The organism is Pseudomonas sp. BLCC-B112 (genome assembly GCF_028550695.1).
GTDB lineage: Bacteria > Pseudomonadota > Gammaproteobacteria > Pseudomonadales > Pseudomonadaceae > Aquipseudomonas > Aquipseudomonas danubii.
In genome coordinates this window covers 531,384-554,978 of the sequence record NZ_JAQQGK010000006.1, presented here as the reverse complement: position 1 = coordinate 554,978, position 23,595 = coordinate 531,384, and the positions used below count along the sequence as shown (strand labels likewise).

Here is a 23,595-nt window from a genome sequence, read left to right as displayed (position 1 = left end):
AACGAATTGGTAGCACAGGGAGCATCCCATGCAACACGAAGCACATACTCACGGCATCAACATGTCCGCCCTGGGCCGCGACAAGCAGAGCCTGAGCCTGGAACAAGAGACCGTGGCCATCGAAGTGCCCGGCCTGAGCCTGTTCTACGGCGAGAAACAGGCACTGTTCGACGTCAGCATGAACATCCCCAAGCAGCGCGTGACCGCTTTCATCGGCCCGTCCGGTTGCGGCAAGTCGACCCTGCTGCGGACCTTCAACCGCATGAACGACCTGGTGGACGGCTGCCGTGTAGAAGGCGCGATCAACCTTTACGGCAACAACATCTACCGCAAGGGCGAAGACGTGGCCGAGCTGCGTCGTCGGGTCGGCATGGTGTTCCAGAAGCCCAACCCGTTCCCCAAGACCATCTACGAAAACGTGGTCTACGGCCTGCGTATCCAGGGCATCAACAAAAAGCGTGTGCTCGACGAAGCCGTAGAGTGGGCGCTCAAGGGCGCGGCGCTGTGGGATGAGGTCAAGGACCGCCTGCACGAATCGGCCCTGGGCCTGTCCGGCGGCCAGCAACAGCGTCTGGTGATTGCCCGGACCATCGCCGTGGAACCGGAAGTGTTGCTGCTGGACGAACCCTGCTCGGCCCTGGACCCGATCTCGACCCTGAAGGTCGAAGAACTGATCTACGAGCTCAAATCCAAGTTCACCATCGTCATCGTCACCCACAACATGCAGCAGGCGGCGCGGGTTTCCGACTACACCGCGTTCATGTACATGGGCAAACTGGTGGAATTCGGCGATACCGATACGCTGTTCACCAATCCGGCGAAGAAGCAGACCGAAGACTACATCACCGGGCGTTACGGCTAGAAAGCAGCTGCAAGCCGCACGCTTCAAGCGGCAAGTAACAGCAGTTCAACGCGACGAAACCTATCAACTGGCAGCTTGTAGCTTGCGGCTTACAGCTTTTGTGGAGCAGAACCATGATTTCGAAGGAAGGCCTCACCCACCACATCTCCGCGCAGTTCAATGCCGAGCTGGAAGAGGTGCGCAGCCACCTGCTGGCCATGGGCGGGCTGGTGGAGAAGCAAGTCAATGACGCGGTCACCGCGCTGATCGAAGCCGACTCCGGGTTGGCCCAGCAGGTGCGCGAGATTGACGATCAGATCAATCAGATGGAGCGCAATATCGACGAGGAATGCCTGCGCATCCTCGCCCGTCGCCAGCCGGCGGCTTCCGACCTGCGCCTGATCATCAGCATCTCCAAGTCGGTGATCGACCTGGAGCGCATCGGCGACGAAGCCACCAAGATCGCCCGTCGGGCCATCCAGTTGTGCGAAGAGGGCGAAGCTCCTCGTGGCTACGTGGAGGTGCGGCACATCGGCGACCAGGTGCGCAACATGGTGCGCGATGCCCTGGACGCTTTTGCCCGCTTCGATGCCGACCTGGCACTTTCCGTGGCTCAGTACGACAAGATCATCGACCGTGAATACAAGACTGCGCTGCGCGAGCTGGCCACCTACATGATGGAAGACCCGCGCTCTATCTCGCGGGTTCTGAGCATTATCTGGGTGCTGCGTTCGCTGGAGCGGATCGGCGATCACGCGCGCAACATTTCCGAGCTGGTGATTTATCTGGTGCGTGGCACCGACGTGCGCCATTTGGGGCTCAAGCGCATGAAGGAAGAAGTTGAAGGCACAAGTGGCGAATCCGCTAATGTTCCGGATCAAGCTGACGATAAGTAAGAGTGCCCGAGAAGAGCGCCCGGCCCTTTGGCCGGGCGTTTTTGTTTGTGCTCCTCGAATTTGAAAAGCAGCACCCGCGAACGAAAAGTCCCGGCGTGACTGAAGAGTTTTGGCAAAGTGCCATCAGCCAGCGTTATGCTTGCCGGGATTTTTAAAGGGGTGGTCGATGAGTAAGGTAAGTGTGTTGGTGGTGGATGACGCTTCGTTCATTCGTGACCTGGTGAAGAAGTGCCTGCGCAACTACTTCCCTGGCATCAAGATCGAAGACGCGATCAACGGCAAGAAGGCTCAGGCGATGCTCGCCCGCGAAGCCTTCGACCTGGTCCTGTGCGATTGGGAAATGCCGGAAATGTCCGGCCTTGAGCTGCTGACCTGGTGCCGTGAGCAAGAGGCGCTGAAAACCATGCCGTTCGTCATGGTCACCAGCCGTGGCGACAAGGAAAACGTGGTGCAGGCGATCCAGGCCGGGGTTTCCGGCTATGTGAGCAAGCCTTTCACCAACGAACAGCTGCTGACCAAGGTCAAGCAGGCGCTGAACAAGGTCGGCAAGCTCGACACCTTGATGAACAGCGCGCCGACCAAGATGAACTCGGCCTTCGGCAATGACTCCCTGAGCGCCCTGACCGGCGGCAAGCCGGCGGTGGTGGGGGCGGCTTCGGCCCCGGTCAATCCGTTTGCCAAGCCGGCGGCCCCTGCGCCGGCCTCTGCAGCCGCAGCGCCGGCGCGTGGTTTGCTCAACAGCCCTCCGGTCAAGGCGCCGACGCCCGCGGCAGCGGCCAGTGGCGGTCGTGGCCAGGGCCAGCTGCGGTTGTCCAGCGGCAATCAGCCGTGCGTGATCAAGGCCCTGAGCATCAAGGAAGCGTTGCTGGTGGTGAAGCGTACCGACAGCCTGCCTCAAGTGCTGGAGAGCGCGGTGCTGGACCTGGAGCAGGGCGACAACGCTGAAGTGGCGCGGCTCAACGGCTACCTGCATGCGGTGGTGGCGTTGGAGCCCAAGCCGGACAGCGATTGGCTGCAACTGACCTTCCGTTTCGTCGACCAGGATGCCCAGAAGCTCGACTACATCTCGCGCCTGATCGCTCGCGGCACCGCGCAGAAGCATTTCGTTCCCGGCGCCTGATCCTCCCAGTCCGCTTTGTAGGAGCTGGCTCGCTGTAGGAGCTGGCTCCTACGAGGATCGAGGCTGCGGAAACCTGCGGAAAACACTTTTCCCGTTGCGGATTTTTGCCTTGCGCTGAGGCGGCCTGCTGCACCATCCCGCTATCGCGCGAACCACTCGCAACATAGGCCGTAACCCTCAAGCCACAAGGCCTTCGCCGTACCCCTCGATACTTTCTGCCGTACGTCCGATTGATTTTTCTGCCCTTGATTTATATCTGTTTGGATATAGATTGTGCATAGCGCTACGTGCCTTTCAGCGCTTGCGGCCATGCCTTGAAACAACCCGGCGCGGCCGGTCCTGGCCGTGTTGATTAGCCTTGTTCCTGTTCATTAACAGGAGAGGTTCGATGCCCAGGCACAAGGATGTGGTGTTTGTCGGGAGCGCGCTGCGAGATCTCAGGGCGTTCCCTGAAGATGCCCGTCGGGCCGCCGGTTTCCAGTTGGATCTGCTGCAGCAGGGTGAACAGCCCTACGATTGCAGGTCGGTGAAAACCATCGGTCCGAGCGTTTTCGAGATCAGGGTCCATGAGGATTCAGGGGCGTTTCGGGTGTTCTATGTGGTCAAGCGGCCGGCAACCATCTATGTGCTGCATGCGGTGCGCAAGACCACCCGCAAGACCGAAGCGCGGGATATCGAACTGGCTCGCGCCAGATATCAGGAAGCAGGTTCACGTCATGACTGATTCACCGGTTACTCAGCGGTTCACCAGTGTCTGGGATGCCCTTGAGGCCACTCCCCAGGAAGCCGCCAACATGCGCCTGCGGGCTAAGCTGATGCTCGAACTGGGCAAGACCGTGCAAGCCTGGGGCCTCTCGCAGAAGGAGGCGGCCAAGCGCCTCAATATCACCCAGCCACGCCTCAACGACGTGCTCAGCGGCAAGATCAACAAGTTCTCCCTCGATGCCCTGGTCAACCTCTCGGAGGCGGCCCATCTGGGGGTGGATCTGCGCTTCGATGGGCCAGGCCTGGAACCCCTGGTGCCGGCCTGATTCACACAAGCTCCATATCCGGCTGTTAGCGTGGCTGCATAACCTGCCAAGAAGCTGCCCAATGTTTGTGCGCCTGCTGTTTTTCTGTGGACTGTCCCTCGCCGCCACGTCGCTGGCGGCGATGACGGTCTACAAGTCCATCGACGCCGATGGCGTGGTGTCCTACAGCGACCGGCCTTCGCCGGGCGCCCAGGCGTTCGTGTTTCGCGATCGCATGGAGGAACACCTGGAGCGCCAGGTGCGCCTGGATATCCAGAAGCACAAGGGCGGGGACGTGGTGTATGTGCGCAACGACCTCTACGCGCCGGTGGAGATCGAGTTGGGCTTTGCCGGTTTGCACAACGTCAGCGGAGCGCCCGGACGCCCGATCCGACAGGTACTGCCGGCCCGCAGCAGGCAGCGCCTGGCGCTGCTCACGGCGACTCGCGCCGACCAGCCCCTGAGCTATGTCCCCAGGTTCCGTTACTCCCTGGGGGACCCGGTAGCGACCACCCAGGCCTATCGCTACCCGCTGCCCTGGCGTGGCGGGCCGTTTCGCCTGACCCAGGGCGCCAATGGCCAATACAGCCATTTCGGTCCCAGGAGCCGTTATGCCATGGACATCGCCATGCCCGTGGGCACGCCGATCATCGCCGCCAGGGGCGGGGTGGTGGTCAAGACCGAGAATGCGCAGAACGGCCGGGGCAACAATCCGGCGGGCAACTTTGTCCGGGTGCTGCACGACGACGGCACCATGGGCGTGTACCTGCACCTCAAGCAAGGTTCGGTGAGTGTGCGCGAAGGGCAGCGGGTGGCGGTGGGCAGCCCGTTGGGGTTGTCGGGCAATACCGGCAACAGCAGCGGGCCGCACCTGCATTTTGTGGTGCAGCGCAATACCGGGCTGGGGCTGGTGTCGATTCCCTATCAGTTCAACCAGCCGCTGGGGGATCTGCCGAATTTTGCCTTGGGCAAAAAATGATCTTTGCCTGTAGGAGCCGGCTTGCCGGCGAGCGGGCCGAAGGGCCCGTCAATCCAGCATCAACACCTTGGCCAGGATGATCTTGGGTCCCTTCATCTTCTTGATGATGATGCGCAGGCCTTCGACTTCCAGCACTTCTTCCTCTTCCGGCACCCGTTTCAGGGTTTCGTACACCAGGCCGGCGAGAGTTTCGGCTTCGATATGGTCCAGGTCGATGCCCAGCAGGCGCTCGACCTTGAACAGCGGCGTGTCACCGCGCACCAGCAGCTTGCCCGGCTGGTAGGCGAGGATGCCGCGCTCGGTCTTGCGGTGTTCGTCCTGGATGTCGCCCACCAGCACTTCCAGCACGTCTTCCATGGTCAGGTAGCCAATCACCTTGCCGTCGGCTTCTTCCACCAGGGCGAAGTGCGAACCGCCCTTGCGGAACTGCTCCAGCAACTGCGACAGCGGCATGTGCCGCGACACACGCTCCAGCGGGCGGGTCAGCTCGGCCAGGTTGAACGACTCGGGAATATGGTCCAGGGCCGCCAGTTCCAGCAGCAGGTCCTTGATGTGCAGCAGGCCGACGAACTCGTTGCGCTCGCTGTCGTAGACCGGATAGCGGCTGAACTTGTGGCGACGGAACAGGGCAAGGATTTCCTTGAGCGGCGCGTTGAATTCGACGCTGACCAGGTCCTCTCGGGAGTTGGCCCAGTCCACCACTTCCAGTTCGCCCATTTCCACGGCCGAGGCCAGTACGCGCATGCCCTGGTCGCTGGGGTCCTGACCGCGGCTGGAGTGCAGGATCAGCTTGAGTTCTTCACGGCTGTAGTGATGCTCGTGGTGCGGGCCGGGTTCGCCCTGGCCGGCAATGCGCAGGATGGTGTTGGCGCTGGCATTGAGCAGGTAGATGGCCGGGTACATCAGCCAGTAGAACAGGTACAGCGGTACCGCCGTCCACAGCGACAGCAGCTCGGGTTTGCGGATCGCCCAGGATTTGGGCGCCAACTCGCCGACCACGATGTGCAGGTAGGAAATGATGAAGAACGCGGTGAAGAACGACACGCCGCGGATCACTTCCGGGGAGTTCACGCCTACGGCGCCCAACAGCGGCTCCAGCAGGTGGGCGAACGCCGGCTCACCGACCCAGCCCAGGCCCAGGGAGGCCAGGGTGATGCCCAACTGGCAGGCCGACAGGTAGGCGTCCAGCTGGCTGTGCACGGTACGCAGGATCTGCCCGCGCCAGCCGTTCTTGTGGGCGATGGCTTCGACTCGAGTCGAGCGCAGCTTGACCATGGCGAACTCTGCGGCAACGAAAAAGCCGTTGAGCAGGACCAGGATCAGAGCAAAAAGAATCATGCCGAAGTCGGCGAACAGAGACGCGAGGGTGAAACCAGGGGAAGGGTCCATGATGGAGTTTTGCGGGTTCCGTGTATTCGAAGAAGAAGGAAAGGCGGTGCCTGAATGGCAGGCACAGGTGACGCAATGTAGCGGCTGACGGGGCGATTGCCTAGGGGCAAACCACGGTCAGCGCTGTTCGGTAAGGCTGCCAGCTGCGGCTTTTTTAACCTGGGCCGGGGCGAAATGGCAGGTAAAGGTGCTGCCGTGGCCCAGTACGCTGCTGATTTCCAGGCGTGCGCGATGACGCAGCAGCACGTGCTTGACGATGGCCAGGCCCAGGCCCGTGCCGCCGGTATTGGAGTTGCGGCTCGAATCCACGCGGTAGAAGCGTTCGGTGAGGCGCGGCAGGTGCTTGCTGTCGATGCCGATCCCGGAGTCTTGCACGCTCAGGTGCGCGCCCTGGTCGTCGCCCCACCAGCGGATGCGGATATTGCCTTCGGCCGGGGTGTATTTCACCGCGTTGAACACCAGGTTGGAGAAGGCGCTGCGCAGTTCCGCCTCGCTGCCCTTGAGCTGTACCGAGGCGTCGGCTTCCAGGGTGATGCGCTGGTTGCGCTCCCCGGACAGGGCCTGGGCATCGCTCTTGATCGATTGCAGCAGCCCATCGATGGGCACCGGCTGGTTGTCCGAGGGGTAGTCGGTGGCTTCCAGCTTGGCCAGCAATAGCAGGTCGTTGAGCAGGGTCTGCATGCGCCCGCCTTGCTGCTGCATCTGTTGCAGGGCACGGCTCCAGCGCGGATTCACTTCCTCGACGTTGTCCAGCAGGGTCTCCAGATAGCCGCAGATCACCGTCAACGGGGTACGCAGCTCGTGGGACACGTTGGCGATGAAGTCCTTGCGCATCTGTTCCAGCTGGTGGATGCGGGTCACGTCGCGCACCAGCATCAGGTGCTCATTGTTACCGTAGCGGGTGATGTACAGCTGGATGCGGACCCGGTCGTTGGCCGGGGAGGGGATCTCCAGCGGTTCGGCGTAGTTGTCTTGCTCGAAGTATTCCTTGAAGCGCGGATGGCGCACCAGGTTGGTCACCGGCTGACCGCTGTCCTGGGGCGTCTTGAGGCCCAGCAGGGTTTCGGCGGCGCGGTTCCACCATTCCAGGTTACCGTCGCTGTCGAGCATGATCACCGCGTCTTTCAGGGCCGCGGTGGACTCCTGGACCCGGTCGATCACCGCCTGCAGGCGCCCGCGCACCCGTTGGTCGCGGCGTTGCAGGTGATAGATGCTGTCGAACACCTCGCCCCACAGGCCATAGCCGTCGGGCGGAGCTTCGTCAGGTTGATGCAGGCGCAGCCATTCGTGCAGGCGCAGCAGCTGCTTGAGGGTCCAGGCCAGGTAGAGCCCTAAGCCGGCGGCCAGGCTCCAGCCGTAGTAACCACTGATCAGGCCCACCAGCAGGCAGCCGGTGATCAACAGCAGCAGGTGGCGAATCAGGGTGCCATGCCAGTTTTGATTCACTTGAAACACGTCCGTGGGGGTGAAGCAGCTCCGAGCTGCAAGTGTTGAAGCGGCCACTCATCGGCGCGCCGCTTATCGCTTGCCGCTGCTGTCAGGCCTTGGTGGAAAAACGATAGCCGGTGCCGCGCACGGTTTGTACCAGATTCTCGTAGGCGTCACCCAGGGCTTTGCGCAAGCGGCGGATGTGCACGTCTACGGTGCGTTCCTCGACATACACATTGCCGCCCCAGACCTGATCCAGTAGCTGGCCGCGGGTGTAGGCACGCTCCTGGTGGGTCATGAAGAATTGCAGCAGGCGGTATTCGGTGGGGCCCATTTCTGCCGGCTTGCCGTCGATGGTCACCCGGTGGCTGATGGGGTCCAGCAGCAGGCCGCCGACTTCGATCGGCGCTTCGCCATCGGTAGGGCCGGCGCGGCGCAGCACGGCCTTGAGGCGGGCCACCAGCTCACGGGGCGAAAACGGCTTGGTGATGTAGTCGTCGGCGCCGACCTCCAGGCCCTGGATCTTGTTGTCCTCTTCACCCTTGGCGGTGAGCATGATGATCGGGATGTCCCCGGTCAGCTCGTCGCGCTTGAGGCGTCGGGCCAGCTCGATGCCGGAGGTGCCGGGGAGCATCCAGTCCAGCAGGATCAGGTCCGGCTTGCGGTCGACGATAATGGCATGGGCCTGCTGAGAGTTCTCTGCCTCCATGCAGTCATAGCCGGCCATTTCCAACGCAACGGCGATCATTTCGCGAATCGGCGCTTCGTCGTCAACGATCAGAATGCTTCTGCCAACCATGCTGGAACCTCTTGTCATTTAACTGTCTTGCGCCGCATTAGATAACGGAATTATTGCAGTCGTGTGACAGTATTTCAGGTCGCGAGGCGCGGTGCAGCTTCGTCGACTACGCTTTGGGTCCGATTCCTGACAACCACAAAAGAAGGTTTCCATGACTCTGTTCAAGCAATCGTTGAAAGTCCTGCTGGTAGGCGCTGTCCTGGCCCTGCCGACATTCGCCATGGCCGCTGACCCGGCGATGAGCAAGGACGGCGTGCTGGTCAATCTCCAGGGCATGACCCTCTACACCTTTGCCAAGGATGCCGGCGGAAAATCCATGTGCAACGACAAATGTGCCGCCAACTGGCCGCCGCTGATGGCCGAGGGCAGCGACAAGGACATGGGCAAGTGGACGGTGGTCAAGCGTGATGACGGCAAGGCGCAGTGGGCCTACGACGGCAAGCCGTTGTACAGCTTTGTGATGGACAAGAAGCCCGGCGACATGACCGGTGAAGGCAAGATGGACGGCGCCTGGAAGGTCGCCAAGTCCGACTGACCTTTTCGGGCTGTTCGCAGCCTGCGGCAGCGGCTACACCGATCTCTGTAGCCGCTGCCGAGCCATGGCGAAGCTGCGAAAAGGCCCGCTGGGCCTTGCTTGACGGTCTAACGCAACGCGTAATCCAGGACCACGCCGATAAAGATCGCCATGCCCGCCCAGTGGTTGTGCAGGAAGGCCTTGAAGCATTTCATCCGGTCGCGATCCTGGGTGTACCAGAACTCCCAGGCAAAACACGCCGCCGCCACCAGCAGCCCCAGGTGGAACCAGACCCCCAGATGGAAGCGTGCGCCTGCCAGCAGCAGGCAGCCCAATGACAAGCCCTGCAAGGTGAGAATGATCACCCGATCGGCATCGCCGAACAGGATCGCCGTGGACTTGACCCCGATCTTCAGGTCGTCGTCGCGGTCGGTCATGGCGTAGTAGGTGTCGTAGCCCACGGTCCACAGCAGATTGGCGATGTACAGCAGCCACGCACTGGCTGGCAGTTCGCTGTTCTGCGCGGTGAAGGTCATCAGAATGCCCCAGGAATAGGCTGCACCCAGGACCACCTGTGGGTAATAGGTGTAGCGCTTCATGAAGGGGTAGCAGGCAGCCAGGGCCAGGGCGCCGAACGACAGCCAGACCGTGGTGGCGTTGGTGCACAACACCAGCAGGAAGGCTGCGCCCATGAGGAGCGCGAACAGTGCCAGGGCTTCCTTGGCGCTGACCTTGCCGGTGGCCAGGGGCCGTTGGTCGGTGCGCTTGACCTGGCCGTCGACCTTGCGGTCGGCGAAGTCGTTGATGGCGCAGCCGCCGGCTCGGGTCAGGATCACGCCGAAGGTAAAAATCAGCACATGGCTCAGGGAGGGCTGGCCCTCGGCGGCGATCCACAGGGCCACCAGGGTCGGCCACAGCAGCAGGTAGATGCCGATGGGCTTGTCCATGCGGGTCAGTTGCAGGAAGTCCCAGGCCCGTGGATGCAGGCGATTGAGGGATTTGAGCAGGCTCAGGTACATCAGCAGGCCTCCGGTTGGGCTTCGATGGCGCGCCACAGGCTGGGCAGGAAGACCTCGGCGACCAGCAGGCTCAAGGGGCCGCGATCGAAACGCGAACGCCGGCCCCAGAGCCCCTCGGTGGCCACTGCGGTGGGCAGCCAGGCTTGTGGATAGCGGCAGACTTCGATGGGCTGGCGGGTAAAGGCTTCATCGCAGAACAGCAGTTCCCCGAGGGAGCGGCTGCCCAGTTCGTCGATGTTCAAGCCACCTTGCTGCAAGGCGCTGCGGGCGGCCACGCTGCGGGCGAATACCCAGGCTTCGCCGTGGCCCCGCAGGTACACCTCGCGAACCCAGCCTTCACTCTGTTCGGGCAGGCCCAGGGCGGCGCACTCGTCGTTGCGCAGGGTTTGCCATTCCTCCACCAGCGGCGTGACGCTGAAGCCGTCGCGGGAGAGTCGGGTCAGGCGCCGGGTCAGCGACCCTTCATCGAACAGCCAGTTGGCAACGGCTGAGCCGGGGAAGGGGGACAGACGGCTTTGCACCAGCCAGGTCGGGGCCGGTGCGGGGGGCATTGAGTGCGGCACAGTGGGTCAGTATTGGCAGCAAATGAGGCGGCGAGCTTAGCATGGCAACCGCCGGTTTTGATTGATCCAGGACGCCTGGCAGCACGAACGTGCTTGCATCTGCCGGTAGTGATCAGTAAAAAACCCCAGTGCCGGACGCTGATCAGCGTGGCCTTTAGAGTCGATCCATCGACCGAGCCTGAACTCCCGAGGAAATGCATCAATGAAAAAGTGGCAATGTGTGGTCTGCGGCCTGATTTATAACGAAGCGGAAGGCTGGCCGGACGACGGTATTTTGCCGGGTACCCGTTGGGAAGATGTGCCTGAAGACTGGCTCTGCCCGGACTGCGGCGTGGGCAAGATGGATTTCGAAATGATCGAGATCGCCTGATCGAATTCTGTGGATTGAACGACCAATAATAAGGAGCAGGGAATGAGCGCACCGGTGGTGATCGTGGGAACAGGTCTGGCGGGTTACAACCTGGCCCGGGAATTTCGCAAGCTCGACGGAGAAACGCCGTTGTTGCTGATCACTGCCGATGACGGCCGTTCCTACTCCAAGCCGATGCTGTCTACCGGTTTTGGCAAGAACAAGGACGCCGACGGCCTGAGCATGGCCGAGCCCGGCGCCATGGCCGAGCAGCTCAAGGCCGAGGTTCGCACCCACACCCGCATCAGCGGCATCGACCCGGGCCACAAGCGTTTGTGGATTGGTGAGGAGGCGGTGGCCTACCGGGATCTGATCCTGGCCTGGGGCGCGGAAACCGTGCGGGTGCCGGTGCAGGGCGACGCATCCGAACTGATTTTTCCCATCAACGACCTGGAAGACTACGCACGCTTTCGCGCCGCGGCGGCGGGCAAGCGGCGGGTGCTGTTGCTGGGGGCCGGGCTGATCGGCTGCGAGTTTGCCAACGACCTGATCCTTGGCGGCTACAGCGTGGACCTGGTGGCCCCGTGCGAACAGGTGATGCCGACCCTGCTGCATCCGGCCGCTGCGGCGGCGGTCCAGGCCGGACTGGAAAGCCTGGGCGCGCGCTTCCACCTGGGACCGGTGCTCAACCGCCTGCAACGTTGCGCCGACGGCCTGGAAGCCCATCTGTCCGATGGCCAGGTGATCGCCTGCGATCTGGTGGTCTCGGCCATTGGCCTGCGCCCGCGCATTGATCTGGCCGCGGCTGCCGGGTTGGTGGTCAATCGCGGCGTGGTGGTGGACCGCGAGCTGAAAACCTCCCACGCCAATATCTATGCCCTGGGCGATTGCGCCGAGGTCGACGGCCTCAACCTGCTGTACGTGATGCCGTTGATGAGCTGCGCCCGGGCCCTGGCGCAAACCCTGGCCGGCAAGCCCACCGCAGTCAGCTACGGGCCGATGCCGATCACCGTGAAGACTCCGGTCTGCCCGCTGGTGGTGTCGCCACCGCCACGGGGCACCGAAGGTGTCTGGACCGCTGAAGGGCAGGGGGCCGACATCAAGGTGCTGTGCCGTGACGCCAGTGGCCAGCTGCTGGGTTACGCCCTGACCGGGGCGGCGGTGATGGAGAAACTGGCCCTGAACAAGGAACTCCCGGCCCTGCTGGCTTAAATACCGGTCGTTCTGTCGGAATAACCGGGTTTTTGCACCTACAAAGGTCGTGGCAAGACTGGCGCCACTCTCAAGCGCGTGCCATCCTCACTCCCGTCTGCCGCAGCGTAGAGCCTGCGGCGCCTTGGGCGCTGTTCCCGTGAACAGCACGGACATAACAACAAAAAACCGTCAAAGAGGCTTCACACTATGCGTAAACCAGAACTCGCCGCAGCCATTGCTGAAAAAGCGGACCTGACCAAAGAGCAGGCCAATCGCGTGCTCAACGCCATCCTTGAAGAGATCACCGGGGCTCTGCACCGCAAAGACAGCGTCACCCTGGTTGGTTTTGGCACCTTCCTGCAACGCCACCGTGGCGCCCGCACCGGCAAGAACCCGCAAACCGGCGAGCCGGTGAAGATCAAGGCCAGCAACACCGTGGCATTCAAACCGGGCAAGGCGCTGAAAGACAGCGTCAACCCATAAGCATTGAGCGAGCTCCCGGCAGCGGGAGCTTGCAGGGGAAAATAGGCACGCCGAGCGCATCGGGTGCCTATTTTTTTTGCCCGCTGATTGCTTGCGGATCAGCTTGCGAAGCCGCGGTGGCGTGGCTAGGATGCGCGATTGTCCGACACGTGATCTAAGGCCAAGGATGACCCGTTCCACTGACAAACCCCCGGCATGGGTGGCCGCGTTGCGCTACCTGGGGCGCCCCGATATCGCCGCCATGCTACTGGCCTGCATCCTCTCCCTTGGCCTGTCATCGGCCTTTGCCGGCAGCGACTCGCGACTGGCCCAGATCGGCTATCGCGAGGCCCTCAACTGGTTCCACAGTCAGAAATACGACAGCGCCGGCGTCTGGCTCTGCGGCTATTCCCTGGCCCGCGAGGACTACAGCGTGGCGCCCAAGGCGCCGCGTTTGCTGGTGGAAGTGGATGAGCGCTTTCTCTACCTCAAGACCGGCGGGCAACTGGTGGAACTCACCGGCGCCGCCCAGGGCCCCGAGCGCAGCGAGTACCAGAATGCCGGCGCCCATATCCGCGTCACCCTGAGCATCCTCAAGCGCAACAACTTCAGCGAGTACCAGGAATCCCACGACCGCCAGGTGCTGGCAAAGATCGAGATGAACGATCAGATCCAAACCCTGACCCTCAAGGGGCAATCATGCGGTACTTGAACCGGGCGGGCCTGAGCCTGCTGCTCAGCGCTTGCACCCTGTCGGCCCTGGCCGATGAGGCCAACCCGGGTCAAGGCTGCTACGGCTACCTCACCGAAATGGTCAGGAGCAGTGATTTTCCCTACCGCGACTTCACCACCCCAGAGCGACTCAAGCTGCTGATCGACCGCGATGATGGCGATGAACTGAGCCTGCAGCTGTTCTACGAAACCTCCGGCAGCGGGATCATCGGCTGGGTTCGCTACGACGTGCCGCAGCAAGCGCTGTGGAATGTCAGCATCGATCCCGAGGAGCCCCAGGCCCTCAAGTTCGACCGGCGCTTTGCCCAGGCTTACGCCTCCTGTCTGGAAGCACGCTGAGCCTGATCCTGGTGCCTTTGCCGGGCTGGATTGGTTTGTTCAAAGTTGCCGACGGGTTCCTTGATTGTTGCCGGTCATTGCTTGAAAATCCGCCGCTGTCCGACCCCCCTCAGCATGGAACGCGAACCTCTTGTCCTCTTACCGCATTCAAGAAGCCGACCTCGACATCCCCGACGCCTGGCAGGACCAGAGCATCAATATCTTCAAGCTGCCGGCTGTGGGCGGCGCCCAGGAAGCCAGCTTCGTCATCAGCCGCGACCCGAGCCAGGGCGACGCCTCATTCGCCGATTACGTGGCCCGGCAACTGAGCGGTGCCGAGCAGCAACTGCCGGGCTTCACCCTGATCAAGCGCTGGGAGTTCGACATGCACGGCCACGCCTCGGTCCTGCTGGACTACAGCTGGAAACGCGAAGGTCGCGAGCTGATGCTGCGCCAGGTGTTCATCGAGCGTAAGCCGGCGGTGCTGATCACCACCCTGACCACCACGCCGCAAGACCTGGTGCACCACGAGCCGGCCTGGAAACAGGCCATGCAGAGCCTCAAGCCTCAGCCTTCGCGGGCCTGATCCCTTCGCTGAGTAGCGCACCATGGATATGTTGGCAGCAGCGCGCCTGGGGGATGAGATCGCCCACGGTTTTGGCGTGGCGGCGATGGTGGCGGGGGCCGTTGTCGGTGCCCTGATTGGCGCCGCGGTGGTGGCGGCGACCGTGGCCACCGGTGGGGTGGCGATCGCCATCATCGCCGGTTCGGTCGCGGCCGGTGGCCTGTCGATGTTCCAGATCGCCAAGGGCCTGAGCACGATTTTCAACCTGCCTGAACCCAGCACGGGGGTGCTGGTGGAGGGCAGCTTCAACGTCTACATCAACCTGCGCAATGCCATGCGCGCGGGGCAGGACCACTCATCCTCATGCAGCGGCCTGCCCATGAACCACCCGATCTGGCCGTTCCCGGTACTGATCGCCGAGGGTAGCGCCAAGGTCACCATCAACGGCAAGCCGGCGGCGCGCCTGCAAAGCAAGATGGTCTGCGGCGCCCACATCAAGACCGGCAGCGAAAACACCTTCATTGGCGGGCCCACGGTGCAGGTGGCGTTCGTCCTGGATATCGAAGGCTGGATGCACACCGGGCTGGAGGCGCTGGGGCTGCTGGCGGCCGGGGCCGCCCTGGTGCTGGCGGCCTGTGCCGGAGCGGCGGCGTTTTTCGGCGCCCTGGCGGTCGGTGGCGCGATGTATGGCGGGATGTCGCTGCTGGGGGACCTGGGCGACCGTTTGGGCCCGGGTTATCGCGATCTGCTTCAGGGCGTGGCCGGAATGGCCTTGCTGGGCATGGGCCCCAAGCTGGCGCGCACGCCGATGAGCGCGACACAACGCACGCTGATGGCGCAGCGCCGCCAGGCGCAGATGCTCAAGGACAATCGGGGTTTCAACGTCAGCCCGGTGGCGTGGGACAAATACCCGACCATCGGCCGCAATGGCACTTATGTTTCCGACAAGAAGGGTGTCGCGGATATCATCGGCGACTTTTCCGGGCGCTCGAAAGTCACCATCAGCACCGAGAAAGCGGCGAAGCTCGAACGGGCTTTCGGTCTGGAAGAAGGCTCGTTGAAAGACGGCTTCAAGATTCGTCAGGTCGATAATGTCATCGAGCGTATGCCCAGAAGCCCGATGGAGGGCAACCAGTACTTCCTCGGCCCGGGTAAGCACCTGCCGGGAGGAGCACCGGAAATGGTGGTCGAGTCGATCCCGACCAAAGACATGGACGGGGTCAAAACCTTAACTGAGGTGTTTGTAAGTGACTGAGCAAGAATTGCAGGCCTATGTGGAAAAGGCGGATGCCGACACAGTACGTGTTCGGGTCATGGACGCTTCGCTGGACGCGGCCCTGGTGGCCCTGGGGTTTGGCGCAACGATCGAACCGGGGGTGTATGCCCTGGACGTAGCGGACGACGGGCGCAAGGCGCAGCTCTTCGATGCCTTGCGCACGCTCGGCGTGGCCTTCGCCGATGGCAAGGAATGGTGCCCGGCCGAGGTTTTTGAATACCTGCGCGACATGAACCTGCTCAGCGGCACGTTCACCCGGGTTTCCTGGCGCGAGCCCGGACGTTATCACCTGGTCGAGGTCTGATCGTCCGCCTCGAAGGACCACCCTTGACCAGTGGCCGTCTTACACGGGACCGAGATGAAATTCATCGATCTGTTGGTCAACCGCGAGGAGATGTTCTCCATGGGCATCGAAGCACTCAGCGGCCAGTACTACGTCTCCTTCCCGGTCAGCCTCGGCGTGGTCGACTACGAGGAGTTCTACGCCATCGATCGCGCGACCTTCGAGCGGTTCGAGCAGGACCTGCCCGCCGCGCTGGCGTTCGTCATCCGCGCCAGAAAGCGCGAGCTGGATCGGTTGCTGATCATCCAGCCGGGCGAGAATCGCGGCTCGGCGATCTGATTCGGCACTCCGGCAATTGCTCAGTCCAGCGCCGCCAGGAGTTGCTTGTTGAACGACTCTTTCAGTTCCTGGTTGTTGGTGTAGCCCAGGGTCTGCTCGCTCAGAATCTTCGCTAGCGTTGCGTCGTCCGGTTGGATTGCGTTGGTATTCAAGGCGATAACAATCAGCGGGACCGGATAGGCGTAATACTTTGGCCTCTCGATGACATCGTTCACCAGTGCGGGGCTGACATTGAGGAGGTTGTACAGGATAGGCAGGTGAACATCCTGGAGCCGGCGCAGAATCACCTGGCAGGTATTTTCAATGCCTTGTTCGGTCACGGGCAGCAGTGGACAGCCGTCTTTTTCGCTGACCGTCGACATGCAGTAGAGCAATTTCGGATTGGCCAGGTTGGACGGGTAGGGCGGGCTTATCCGCTCGATCTCCGCCTGCAGGGCCGGGTGTTCGACAAAGATGATGATTTCGTAGGCGCGGGTGTTGGCCAGGTACTCGAAATGCAAGGTCGCCACGGCGCCCGATTCTTTATGTGTAATCACCACTTTGTTCCTGGTGACTTTGACTCCGGGATAAGCCGAGAGCTCGCTCTTCAAGAAAAGCTGGAGTGCCTTTTCGAAGTTGCTGCGCAATTCCTTGGTGTCTGCTTTCATTTCTCGATTACTCGTTCAATAGCGAAGAAGCCAGAAGTTGGCCGGATGCTGTGCGCCATTTCCACCGAACGGTGTGCCTTTGCCGCTTTTGGTCGCAACTTCGAACTGGCCTTGGGTGGCGCCCGACGGTTTGATCAGGCCGCCGCCCAGGCCACCGTTGGTATTGGCCGGATTGCTCATGTCGAACATCCCCGATCCCTGTTGGTTCTTGGTCAGTTTGCCGCTGCCATTTTTGACTTCGAACACGTGGTAGTTGCCGGCTTTGTCCTTGGCGATGATATCTGCCCTGATGCGGTAGGACTTCTGAGTGACAGGATGCTTGACCTTCATGGTCAATTCTTCACCTACCACAGTGAAACCGTTCCTCTCGAGGTCGGCCTTGGCCTTTGTGGTGCCCCTTCTGCCGCTGTAGGCCGATTTGCAGATCCAGCCCAGCGGGTCGATCCAGCCGATGGGGTTGGGAGCATAGTGATAAAGGTTCAAGCCTCCGGCCAGGCCGATGGGGTCCGGCGTGGTGAAGCGCCCGATATCCGGGTCGTAAAAACGGAACGTGTTGAAGTGCAGCCCGGTCTCGCGGTCCAGGTACTGGCCCTGGAACCTGAGATTCTGCTCCTCGATGTAGTAGGGCTCGCGTATTTCTTCGATGGTGTTGCCCCAGACCTGATAGCGGGCCTGCCAGACGCTGTGGCCGTCAGGCTCGCAAAGCTGGTGGGGCAGGCCATTCAGGTCGTTGTGGTAGTAGCGGATCTTCTGCTGCGCGCCGAGGCCATCGACCCGCGCCAGGGGCGCGTGGCCCAGGTCTTCATAGACATAGAGGCTGGTCTGTTGATTACGCTGTTCCTGCAGCAGCCGCAGGCCATCCCAGATGAATCGGGTTTCACCCAGAAGGTTGCCCTGGCTGTCGTACTCACGCTTGCTGATGCGTCGACCCAGGACGTCGTAACTCATCCTGACCAGGGTTTCGCCGCTGGCGGTCTGATTGCGCACTTCGATCAAGCGGTGTTCGGCATCGTAGGCAAACCGTTGCACGCCTCGCCGACCACTGCGTTTTTCAATCATTCGCCCAAAGGCATCGTAGCGGTAGCGCTTGTCCTGGTAGGTCAGCAACTTGTTGTGCACCACCAGCCCGGCGCCTGCTTTCGGGCCGTCAAGCAAATTGGCGGCGGCGTCGTAGGCGAAGGTTTCCTTCTGGCCCTGCAGGCCGTCCTGGCTGGCGATGATTCGCCCGGTCGCGTCGTAATGGAACAGTTGTCGATGTTGCCCGTTGACATGCCGCTCGGCCAGGCCCACCAGGTTATCGCTGTCGTCGTACTCGAGGTGCCGTTCCGGGGCTGTCGGCAAGGTGTTTGTCAGCAGGTTGGAATGCCGCAGGCGTGCGCGCAGTCGGCCACAACGGTCGTATTCGCTGCGGGTGCTGATCTGACCCTGGGTGCGCAGCACTTCACGGTGCAGGCGATCACGTTGAAAATCGCTGATTACCTGGCCATCGAGATTGATCTGGTGCAGATGGCCGCTGCCGTAATAGAGCCGATTGAGCCAGCGCGTGTCCGGTAGCTGGGTCTGAATCAGATTGCCCAGTTCGTCGTATCGGTGTTTCAGGCTGCCGGCCGCTGTGTGTTCTTCGAGTAATTGGCCCAGGGCGTCGTAGCTGAAACTCAGGGCCTGCTGGTTGCCGAGGTTGTCGGTAAAGCTGGCGGCGATCAGTTGGTTCAAGGGATCGTAGGTGTATTGACTGCGCCCATCGTCCGTGATCTTGGCCAGCAGCCGCCCCACGGCATCGCGCTCGAACTTGTGGATGATCGGTGCGATTGGTTGCGCGGGCACGGCGCTCAATCCGGAGCCATAAGGCGCGGCATGGGCCTGGAGTTCGACGACGTTGTTCAGTGGGTCATAGCCATAGCGCTTGGCACTGCCGTCGAGGTCCTGCTGTTCGCTCAGACGGTTGCCGGCATCCCAGGCAAAGCGATAGCTTTCGCCGTTTTCGTTGGTGAGCGCCAGCAGCCGTCCGAACGCGTCATAGTCGAATCGGACCTGCCGGCCGTGGGCGTCGGTGCGCTGGCTTATCTGCCCGCGCCGGTTGTACTGGTAGAGCGTGGTGTAGCCGGACGGGTCGGTATAGCCCTGCAGCTGGCCGTTGCTGCTGCGTTGAAAATGCTCGGCGCGGCCATCGGCCAGTTGGCTGCTCAGCAACCGTCCCTGGCCGTCGTAATGGAACCGGGTGTGCTCGCCAAGGGCATCGATGATGGCTTTCACGTTGCCACGTCGATCGTATTCGAAGCGGGTCGGATAGCCCGAGCAATCCAGGTGTTCAAGCAATTGCCCGGACGAGTTCCAGCGCATCTTCCGGCTTCTTCCCGTGGCATCGATGATCTCCACCACCTGCCCGTGTGCGTCGTGGCGGTACTGAGTCACCTGGCCTAGCGGGTCTGTTTCGGCGATGCAATTGCCTCGGGGGTCGTAGCGCAAGTGCCAGCTTTTGCCGGCAGGATCGGTCAGGGTCTGCGGCAGCGACCAGTGCTCCAGCCACAAGGTCGAGTGGCTGTGCCCCAGAGGATCGGTCTCGGCGATCAGGTTGCCGGTTTCGTCGTAGCTATAGGCATAGCGCCCTCCCAAGGGGTCAGTGGCGCTGAGCAGTTGGCGTTCGTCGTTCCACTCGAAGGCCCATGTCTGGTTGAGGTTGTCGGTGTATTCGACGATCTGCAACTGGCTGTTCCAGCGACGGCGGCTGATGCGTTGCAGGCTGTCGGTGACCTGGGTGATTCCGGCCTCCAGATCATAGTCGTACTGATAGCTATCGCCTTCGTCGGTCCAGTGACGGATCACTCGCCACTGCTGGTCGGCGAACAGTGTCCACTGGTAGAAGCAGCGCAGCCCGGTTGCCAACTGGTGCTCGGTCATCCGGTGGCCGGCGTCATAGGCGAAGCGCCGCTGTACCTGCCTTTCGCCATCGCGGACCTGTGCCAGGTTCCCTGCGGCATCGTAGTCATAGCTGACCAGCACTTCCCGTTGCTGGTCAGGGTACAGCCGTTCGACCTGGGCAATCCGACCGGGCCAGCGCGTGCTGTAGCCCAGTTCGAGCTGCGCCTGTTCAAAAGTATCGCGCAGCAGCCAGAGCCGCCCGGCCGAGTCGTATTCCAGGTGCAGGCGATTGTCGTTGCGGTCCCCCAGCTGGCTCAGGCGCAACCGCGAAGGATCGCTCGCCAGCGGCTCGAACAGACGGTAGAGGCCGTCGCTGCTTTCGATCAGCAACTGCCCGTTGTCGTTGCGTCGCACGCTCAAGCCTTCACCGGGGCTGAAGGCTCCACCGCCCAGGGCAATGGCACCCATGTCGATGCGGCGTCCCTGCTCATCAATGTAGAGCAGGCGTTCGCCGCCCTCGGGATGGGGCTCGATCTGGATGCTGACCTCGTAAGGCAGGCTCCAGCCGGCCCCGAGCAGGCCGTCACGGCGTTCGTCGCGGCTGTTGTAGAAGCGTTGCCATTCGATGGGCACCAGCCCTGGCAGGGTGAAGTCCAGATCGTCGTCGGCCCCGAGCACCTTGGCCCCGGTTGCTGCATGCACCGGATGGGGCGAGGCGACGACGGCCTGGGTCAGGGCATTGGTCGCCTGGCTGACGACAAACGAATTGACCCCGGCCATCAGCATGCACGGCAGGTTGCTGAGGAACTTGCCCTTGCCGCCCTTGAGCATCATCAGCACGGTCACCGCCAGGCCCACCCCCGGGGTCTTGCCGCTGCGGATCTCGCGCACCACCACCGAGCCGCCACCGATGGTCACGTCGGGGGAAATCGGCCCGGCCGCCACCACCTTGGCGTCGCAGGTGCTGCGGTCGCCGCTGCGCACCGCCGGCTGGCCGTCGATGCTGACCTTCTCCGAGCCTTCGGCCAGGTACTGCAAGGGCATCGGCGGGTGCTTGGTGCAGGTCACCAGGTCCAGTTCCTTGGTCTGGGAGCCGGGGGCCGGGGAGGCCACGGTGGGCCGCCACATCTGCGAGAAGAATTCCTTGGCCATGTCGAGAAAGCCCGGGCCTTCCTCCGGGGTGGCCGAAGGGGTGTCGGTGGCTTCGCCTTCCTCGGCGCCGTCACCGCTGATATGCGACGGCGGGGCGATGCCCGCCGCGCGGGCCGCCGGTTTGTTGTTGGTCAACACCTTTTGCGAACCGCTGGCGATGGTGGCCTGGATCGAGGGCGGGAACAGGGCGTTGGCGAAGCCCTCGCATAAATTGCTCAGGCCCTTGTCGGCCCCGGTCTTGCTCATGACCACGCCCACCACCACGCCGACCACCAGCCCCAGTACGCAAGCGCCGAGGCCGCCGGTAGCCACGGTGATGCCCGCCGCCGCGGCCACCGCCATGGTTGCCAGGGCGCCGATGGCGACGTTGGCCGCCACCTCCAGCACGCCGCCGAGGATGTCGGCCATCATCGAGGTGTGTTCCAGCCCGTCGCCCAGTCGGGCGGCCCACAGCGCGTCAGACATGGGCCCGCCTCAGCTCAGCACCAGGGTGCTCTTGATCTGCGCCCAATGGGCGGCTTCCCCATCCCCGAGTTTCTGTGCCTTGACGTAGCTCATGGCGAGCATCTGCCGGGTGCCGGGCAGCACCAGGGCCAGCTGGAACTGGAACACCTGCTCGCTGCCCTTGCTGAACTGGCTGCGCAGCTCCAGGCCCGGAATGTCCTGGGCCGGACCCAGCAGCACCGGTTGCGGGGTCTGGTAGCGCAGTTCCTGGACCTGTTGCTCCAGCCGTTGCAGCTGGCTTGTCAGGTTGCTTTCCAGGGTTTCGCCGTCGCCCAGCAGGCTGCGGCTGACAATCAGCGACGTACCCAGCTGCGGGAACTTGAGGATGTTGATCGAAGCGTCCTGCAGCTCGTCGGCGGGCGCTTGGAACTGCAGTTCATTGAGGCGATAGGTCATGGTGCAAGCATCCGTTTACTGGCCCTTGGGCGTGGGGAAGGCGGCTTTCACCAAGGCGCTGATGGTGCCTTGTGCACCCTGGCCCTCGGTGGTGGTGTCCGGGCCGCCGCCGTTGTTCAGGTGCAGCACGCCGCCGGTGTTGATTTGCGCGTCGCTGCTGGCGTGGACACTGATGTTGACCCCGCACAGGTTGATCTGGCCGCTGGCGTTGAGCTCCAGGATGCTGGCCCCGCACACCAGGCGCAGGCGTTCGCCGACCTCGATCACGTAGCTCTGGCCGACGCTGTCGACTTTTTTCTCGCCGACCCGCAGCTCGTCCACGTGCTGGACGATGCGCGTGCGCTTGTTGCCAACGGTCACGTACTCGTCGTGGCCAATGCTCTTGTTGCGGTCATTGCCCACCGAGTGGCTTTCGTTGACCTCGACCACGATGTCCTGGTTGCGCTCGGCGTGGATGTACAGCTGTTCGGCACCCTTTTTGTCTTCCATGCGGATTTCGTTGAAGTTGGCCGGGCTGCCGCCCTTGCTCGAACGACTCTTCATCCCGCTCTGGGTGGCGTTGGCCGGCAGGTCGTAGGGCACGGTCTGCTCGGCGTTGTACACCCGGCCGGTGATGATCGGGCGGTCGGGGTCGCCTTCGAGGAAGCTGACGATCACCTCCTGGCCGATGCGCGGGATCTGCATCGAGCCCCAGTTCTTGCCAGCCCAGGCCTGGGACACGCGAATCCAGCACGAGCTGTTCTCGTTGGACTGGTCGTGGCGGTCCCAATGGAAGTGCACCTTGACCCGGCCATATTGGTCGGTCCAGATCTCTTCCCCGGCCGGGCCCACCACCCGCGCGGTCTGCGGGCCCTGGACGATGGGCCGCTGGGTCTTGGCCAGGGGGCGGAAACTCTGCTGGGCGTCGATGCAGGTCAGGTGGCTTTCGAACTGTGCCGAGCCGCCGCTGCCGCCGGTCTCCAGGCTCTCCTGGACCACGTAGTAGTGGATGCCGACGATCAGGTATTCGCGGTTCTGGTCCTGGCGGCTGAAGCCGGTGAGGTTGAACAGGTTGCCCACCCCCAGGCCACGGGCATTGCCGCTCAGTTCGATGCGCTCGTGCAGGCTTTGCAGGGCTTCGATGCGGGTCTGCGCGTAGTGCTCGCCGTCGCTGCTCTGCACGTAGGTGCCGGGGTAATCGTAGAGCGGGTAGTCGCCAGCGCTGTGGGGGCGCGGCATGGCCGAGCGCACGTCGATCCGTGCGCTGGGGCGCTGGAAGTCGTAGTCGTTGAGCTCAAGGGAGCCGGGCTGGACTTCCTGGGCCAGGTGCCAGTCGAAGATGTGGTCGCGCTCGCGCTGTTGCTCGTCCCGGGGGTAGTAGGGCACCGAGGCGTAGCCGGGCACGCTGCTGTGGGCACCGTAGGCGTCAGCCAGCACCAGCACGTGGCGGTCCTTCTCGTGGCGGAAGAAGTAGTAGATGCCTTCCTGTTCCATCAGCCGGCTGACGAAGTCGAAGCTGGTCTCGCGGTACTGCACGCAGTATTCCCATTCCCGATAGGGACGGCTCAGGGCGTCTTCGAAATCGGAAAAGCCCAGGTCGCGAAACACCTGCTTGATGATCTGCGGGATGCTCAGGTTCTGGAAAATCCGGCAGTCGGAGGTGCGGCTGAGCAGCCACAGCCAGGGGCGCAGGGTCACCTGGTAGCTGGCGAACTGGCCGCTGTCGACGTTCTGGCTGCAGCGGGCCACGATGCCGTGGAAATAGCGCTGGCTGCCGTCGTCCAACTGCACGCTCAGACCCATGGGTTTGCCCAGCAACTGGTTGAGGTCGATGTTGGCGTCGCTGGAAGTCAGCTGCAGCTGGTAGTCGAACAAGCGCCCCAGCTCTTCGCCGCCGCCCATGCTGTTGAGCAGCAGGACGTCCGGTCCCAGTGGGCAATTGACCTGTGCCAGTCGTGTGGATTGCTGAAATAGCATCGTCA

General features: G+C 62.7%; 25 protein-coding genes. 16 read left to right on the top strand and 9 right to left on the bottom strand.

The window, feature by feature from the left end:
• The first annotated feature begins 28 nt into the window (after positions 1–28).
• From pstB to PQT43_RS19080, 6 genes are all read left to right on the top strand, one after another.
• The gene (gene pstB, locus PQT43_RS19105) at positions 29–862 is read left to right on the top strand and encodes a phosphate ABC transporter ATP-binding protein PstB (RefSeq protein WP_102862316.1); all 834 of its coding nucleotides are present in this window, start codon (positions 29–31) and stop codon (positions 860–862) included.
• 113 nt (positions 863–975) lie between these two features.
• Positions 976–1,737, top strand: coding sequence for a phosphate signaling complex protein PhoU (phoU, locus tag PQT43_RS19100; RefSeq protein WP_025130765.1), 762 nt, complete (start codon positions 976–978; stop codon positions 1,735–1,737).
• Positions 1,738–1,903: 166 nt separating this feature from the next.
• Positions 1,904–2,857, top strand: coding sequence for a response regulator (locus tag PQT43_RS19095; protein WP_102862315.1), 954 nt, complete (start codon positions 1,904–1,906; stop codon positions 2,855–2,857).
• Between the two features lie 388 nt (positions 2,858–3,245).
• Positions 3,246–3,581 carry a type II toxin-antitoxin system RelE/ParE family toxin gene (locus PQT43_RS19090; RefSeq protein WP_110594205.1) on the top strand — a complete coding sequence of 112 codons (336 nt, stop codon included), beginning with the start codon at positions 3,246–3,248 and terminating at the stop codon, positions 3,579–3,581.
• Positions 3,574–3,888: a helix-turn-helix domain-containing protein gene (locus PQT43_RS19085; protein ID WP_016964955.1), complete on the top strand. Its 315-nt coding sequence runs from the start codon at positions 3,574–3,576 to the stop codon at positions 3,886–3,888. The genes PQT43_RS19090 and PQT43_RS19085 overlap by 8 nt, the downstream gene beginning before the upstream one ends.
• A gap of 61 nt (positions 3,889–3,949) precedes the next feature.
• A complete protein-coding gene (locus tag PQT43_RS19080; protein WP_272754437.1) occupies positions 3,950–4,846 on the top strand; it encodes a peptidoglycan DD-metalloendopeptidase family protein in 897 nt (298 codons plus the stop codon).
• A gap of 48 nt (positions 4,847–4,894) precedes the next feature.
• On the opposite strand, the gene PQT43_RS19075 is transcribed toward PQT43_RS19080, so the two are convergent.
• From PQT43_RS19075 to phoB, 3 genes are all read right to left on the bottom strand, one after another.
• Positions 4,895–6,235 (bottom strand): hemolysin family protein, encoded by a 1,341-nt coding sequence (locus PQT43_RS19075; RefSeq protein WP_102862311.1) that lies wholly within the window; start codon positions 6,233–6,235, stop codon positions 4,895–4,897.
• A gap of 117 nt (positions 6,236–6,352) precedes the next feature.
• Entirely contained in the window at positions 6,353–7,681 is a 1,329-nt protein-coding gene (phoR, locus tag PQT43_RS19070) for a phosphate regulon sensor histidine kinase PhoR (RefSeq protein WP_102862310.1), read from the bottom strand.
• Between the two features lie 91 nt (positions 7,682–7,772).
• Positions 7,773–8,462 (bottom strand): phosphate regulon transcriptional regulator PhoB, encoded by a 690-nt coding sequence (phoB, locus tag PQT43_RS19065; RefSeq protein ID WP_003177195.1) that lies wholly within the window; start codon positions 8,460–8,462, stop codon positions 7,773–7,775.
• Between the two features lie 151 nt (positions 8,463–8,613).
• On the opposite strand from phoB, the gene PQT43_RS19060 reads away from it, so the two are divergent.
• Positions 8,614–8,997, top strand: a complete 384-nt coding sequence (locus tag PQT43_RS19060) for a COG4315 family predicted lipoprotein (RefSeq protein WP_102881320.1) — start codon at positions 8,614–8,616, stop codon at positions 8,995–8,997.
• Positions 8,998–9,104: 107 nt separating this feature from the next.
• On the opposite strand, the gene ubiA is transcribed toward PQT43_RS19060, so the two are convergent.
• Together ubiA and PQT43_RS19050 are read right to left on the bottom strand one after the other, a co-directional pair.
• On the bottom strand, positions 9,105–9,995 hold the full coding sequence (gene ubiA / locus PQT43_RS19055) for a 4-hydroxybenzoate octaprenyltransferase (protein WP_102881319.1): 891 nt from the start codon (positions 9,993–9,995) through the stop codon (positions 9,105–9,107).
• Entirely contained in the window at positions 9,995–10,558 is a 564-nt protein-coding gene (locus PQT43_RS19050; protein ID WP_102881318.1) for a chorismate--pyruvate lyase family protein, read from the bottom strand. Before PQT43_RS19050 ends, ubiA begins: the two co-directional genes overlap by 1 nt.
• Before the next feature lie 202 nt (positions 10,559–10,760).
• Between PQT43_RS19050 and PQT43_RS19045 the strand changes: the two genes are divergently transcribed.
• The 9 genes from PQT43_RS19045 to PQT43_RS19005 all read left to right on the top strand — a co-directional run bounded on the left by PQT43_RS19045 (position 10,761) and on the right by PQT43_RS19005 (position 16,076).
• Positions 10,761–10,928, top strand: a complete 168-nt coding sequence (locus PQT43_RS19045; protein ID WP_025130776.1) for a rubredoxin — start codon at positions 10,761–10,763, stop codon at positions 10,926–10,928.
• Positions 10,929–10,970: 42 nt separating this feature from the next.
• Positions 10,971–12,119, top strand: a complete 1,149-nt coding sequence (locus PQT43_RS19040) for an NAD(P)/FAD-dependent oxidoreductase (RefSeq protein ID WP_123390091.1) — start codon at positions 10,971–10,973, stop codon at positions 12,117–12,119.
• 189 nt (positions 12,120–12,308) lie between these two features.
• Positions 12,309–12,584: an HU family DNA-binding protein gene (locus PQT43_RS19035; protein WP_102862305.1), complete on the top strand. Its 276-nt coding sequence runs from the start codon at positions 12,309–12,311 to the stop codon at positions 12,582–12,584.
• A gap of 166 nt (positions 12,585–12,750) precedes the next feature.
• The gene (locus PQT43_RS19030; protein ID WP_272754436.1) at positions 12,751–13,275 is read left to right on the top strand and encodes a hypothetical protein; all 525 of its coding nucleotides are present in this window, start codon (positions 12,751–12,753) and stop codon (positions 13,273–13,275) included.
• The gene (locus PQT43_RS19025; RefSeq protein WP_272754435.1) at positions 13,263–13,634 is read left to right on the top strand and encodes a hypothetical protein; all 372 of its coding nucleotides are present in this window, start codon (positions 13,263–13,265) and stop codon (positions 13,632–13,634) included. The genes PQT43_RS19030 and PQT43_RS19025 overlap by 13 nt, the downstream gene beginning before the upstream one ends.
• A 130-nt stretch (positions 13,635–13,764) precedes the next feature.
• A complete protein-coding gene (locus PQT43_RS19020) occupies positions 13,765–14,199 on the top strand; it encodes a DcrB-related protein (protein ID WP_102862302.1) in 435 nt (144 codons plus the stop codon).
• Between the two features lie 22 nt (positions 14,200–14,221).
• The gene (locus tag PQT43_RS19015; RefSeq protein ID WP_102881314.1) at positions 14,222–15,433 is read left to right on the top strand and encodes a PAAR domain-containing protein; all 1,212 of its coding nucleotides are present in this window, start codon (positions 14,222–14,224) and stop codon (positions 15,431–15,433) included.
• Positions 15,426–15,758, top strand: coding sequence for a hypothetical protein (locus PQT43_RS19010; protein WP_042940740.1), 333 nt, complete (start codon positions 15,426–15,428; stop codon positions 15,756–15,758). The genes PQT43_RS19015 and PQT43_RS19010 overlap by 8 nt, the downstream gene beginning before the upstream one ends.
• Positions 15,759–15,812: 54 nt before the next feature.
• Positions 15,813–16,076 carry a hypothetical protein gene (locus PQT43_RS19005; RefSeq protein WP_102881313.1) on the top strand — a complete coding sequence of 88 codons (264 nt, stop codon included), beginning with the start codon at positions 15,813–15,815 and terminating at the stop codon, positions 16,074–16,076.
• A 20-nt stretch (positions 16,077–16,096) separates the two neighbouring features.
• Here PQT43_RS19005 and PQT43_RS19000 read toward each other — a convergent pair whose 3' ends face one another.
• The 4 genes from PQT43_RS19000 to PQT43_RS18985 are packed head-to-tail and all read right to left on the bottom strand — an operon-like array spanning position 16,097 to position 23,590.
• On the bottom strand, positions 16,097–16,723 hold the full coding sequence (locus PQT43_RS19000; RefSeq protein ID WP_102881312.1) for a hypothetical protein: 627 nt from the start codon (positions 16,721–16,723) through the stop codon (positions 16,097–16,099).
• 15 nt (positions 16,724–16,738) lie between these two features.
• Positions 16,739–21,199: an RHS repeat-associated core domain-containing protein gene (locus PQT43_RS18995; RefSeq protein ID WP_272754434.1), complete on the bottom strand. Its 4,461-nt coding sequence runs from the start codon at positions 21,197–21,199 to the stop codon at positions 16,739–16,741.
• A gap of 9 nt (positions 21,200–21,208) precedes the next feature.
• Positions 21,209–21,634, bottom strand: a complete 426-nt coding sequence (locus tag PQT43_RS18990; protein ID WP_102881310.1) for a DcrB-related protein — start codon at positions 21,632–21,634, stop codon at positions 21,209–21,211.
• 15 nt (positions 21,635–21,649) lie between these two features.
• Positions 21,650–23,590, bottom strand: coding sequence for a type VI secretion system Vgr family protein (locus tag PQT43_RS18985; protein WP_102881309.1), 1,941 nt, complete (start codon positions 23,588–23,590; stop codon positions 21,650–21,652).
• Positions 23,591–23,595 lie beyond the last annotated feature (5 nt).

Excerpts from the sequence above, each read along its gene's own strand:
- pstB (WP_102862316.1), top strand. The coding sequence starts at position 29 with ATGCAACACGAAGCACATACTCACGGCATCAACATGTCCGCCCTGGGC.
- phoU (WP_025130765.1), top strand. The coding sequence starts at position 976 with ATGATTTCGAAGGAAGGCCTCACCCACCACATCTCCGCGCAGTTCAAT.
- PQT43_RS19095 (WP_102862315.1), top strand. The coding sequence starts at position 1,904 with ATGAGTAAGGTAAGTGTGTTGGTGGTGGATGACGCTTCGTTCATTCGT.
- PQT43_RS19090 (WP_110594205.1), top strand. The coding sequence starts at position 3,246 with ATGCCCAGGCACAAGGATGTGGTGTTTGTCGGGAGCGCGCTGCGAGAT.
- PQT43_RS19085 (WP_016964955.1), top strand. The coding sequence starts at position 3,574 with ATGACTGATTCACCGGTTACTCAGCGGTTCACCAGTGTCTGGGATGCC.
- PQT43_RS19080 (WP_272754437.1), top strand. The coding sequence starts at position 3,950 with ATGTTTGTGCGCCTGCTGTTTTTCTGTGGACTGTCCCTCGCCGCCACG.
- PQT43_RS19075 (WP_102862311.1), bottom strand. The coding sequence starts at position 6,235 with ATGGACCCTTCCCCTGGTTTCACCCTCGCGTCTCTGTTCGCCGACTTC.
- phoB (WP_003177195.1), bottom strand. The coding sequence starts at position 8,462 with ATGGTTGGCAGAAGCATTCTGATCGTTGACGACGAAGCGCCGATTCGC.
- PQT43_RS19060 (WP_102881320.1), top strand. The coding sequence starts at position 8,614 with ATGACTCTGTTCAAGCAATCGTTGAAAGTCCTGCTGGTAGGCGCTGTC.
- ubiA (WP_102881319.1), bottom strand. The coding sequence starts at position 9,995 with ATGTACCTGAGCCTGCTCAAATCCCTCAATCGCCTGCATCCACGGGCC.
- PQT43_RS19045 (WP_025130776.1), top strand. The coding sequence starts at position 10,761 with ATGAAAAAGTGGCAATGTGTGGTCTGCGGCCTGATTTATAACGAAGCG.
- PQT43_RS19040 (WP_123390091.1), top strand. The coding sequence starts at position 10,971 with ATGAGCGCACCGGTGGTGATCGTGGGAACAGGTCTGGCGGGTTACAAC.
- PQT43_RS19035 (WP_102862305.1), top strand. The coding sequence starts at position 12,309 with ATGCGTAAACCAGAACTCGCCGCAGCCATTGCTGAAAAAGCGGACCTG.
- PQT43_RS19030 (WP_272754436.1), top strand. The coding sequence starts at position 12,751 with ATGACCCGTTCCACTGACAAACCCCCGGCATGGGTGGCCGCGTTGCGC.
- PQT43_RS19025 (WP_272754435.1), top strand. The coding sequence starts at position 13,263 with ATGCGGTACTTGAACCGGGCGGGCCTGAGCCTGCTGCTCAGCGCTTGC.
- PQT43_RS19015 (WP_102881314.1), top strand. The coding sequence starts at position 14,222 with ATGGATATGTTGGCAGCAGCGCGCCTGGGGGATGAGATCGCCCACGGT.
- PQT43_RS19005 (WP_102881313.1), top strand. The coding sequence starts at position 15,813 with ATGAAATTCATCGATCTGTTGGTCAACCGCGAGGAGATGTTCTCCATG.
- PQT43_RS19000 (WP_102881312.1), bottom strand. The coding sequence starts at position 16,723 with ATGAAAGCAGACACCAAGGAATTGCGCAGCAACTTCGAAAAGGCACTC.
- PQT43_RS18995 (WP_272754434.1), bottom strand. The coding sequence starts at position 21,199 with ATGTCTGACGCGCTGTGGGCCGCCCGACTGGGCGACGGGCTGGAACAC.
- PQT43_RS18990 (WP_102881310.1), bottom strand. The coding sequence starts at position 21,634 with ATGACCTATCGCCTCAATGAACTGCAGTTCCAAGCGCCCGCCGACGAG.
- PQT43_RS18985 (WP_102881309.1), bottom strand. The coding sequence starts at position 23,590 with ATGCTATTTCAGCAATCCACACGACTGGCACAGGTCAATTGCCCACTG.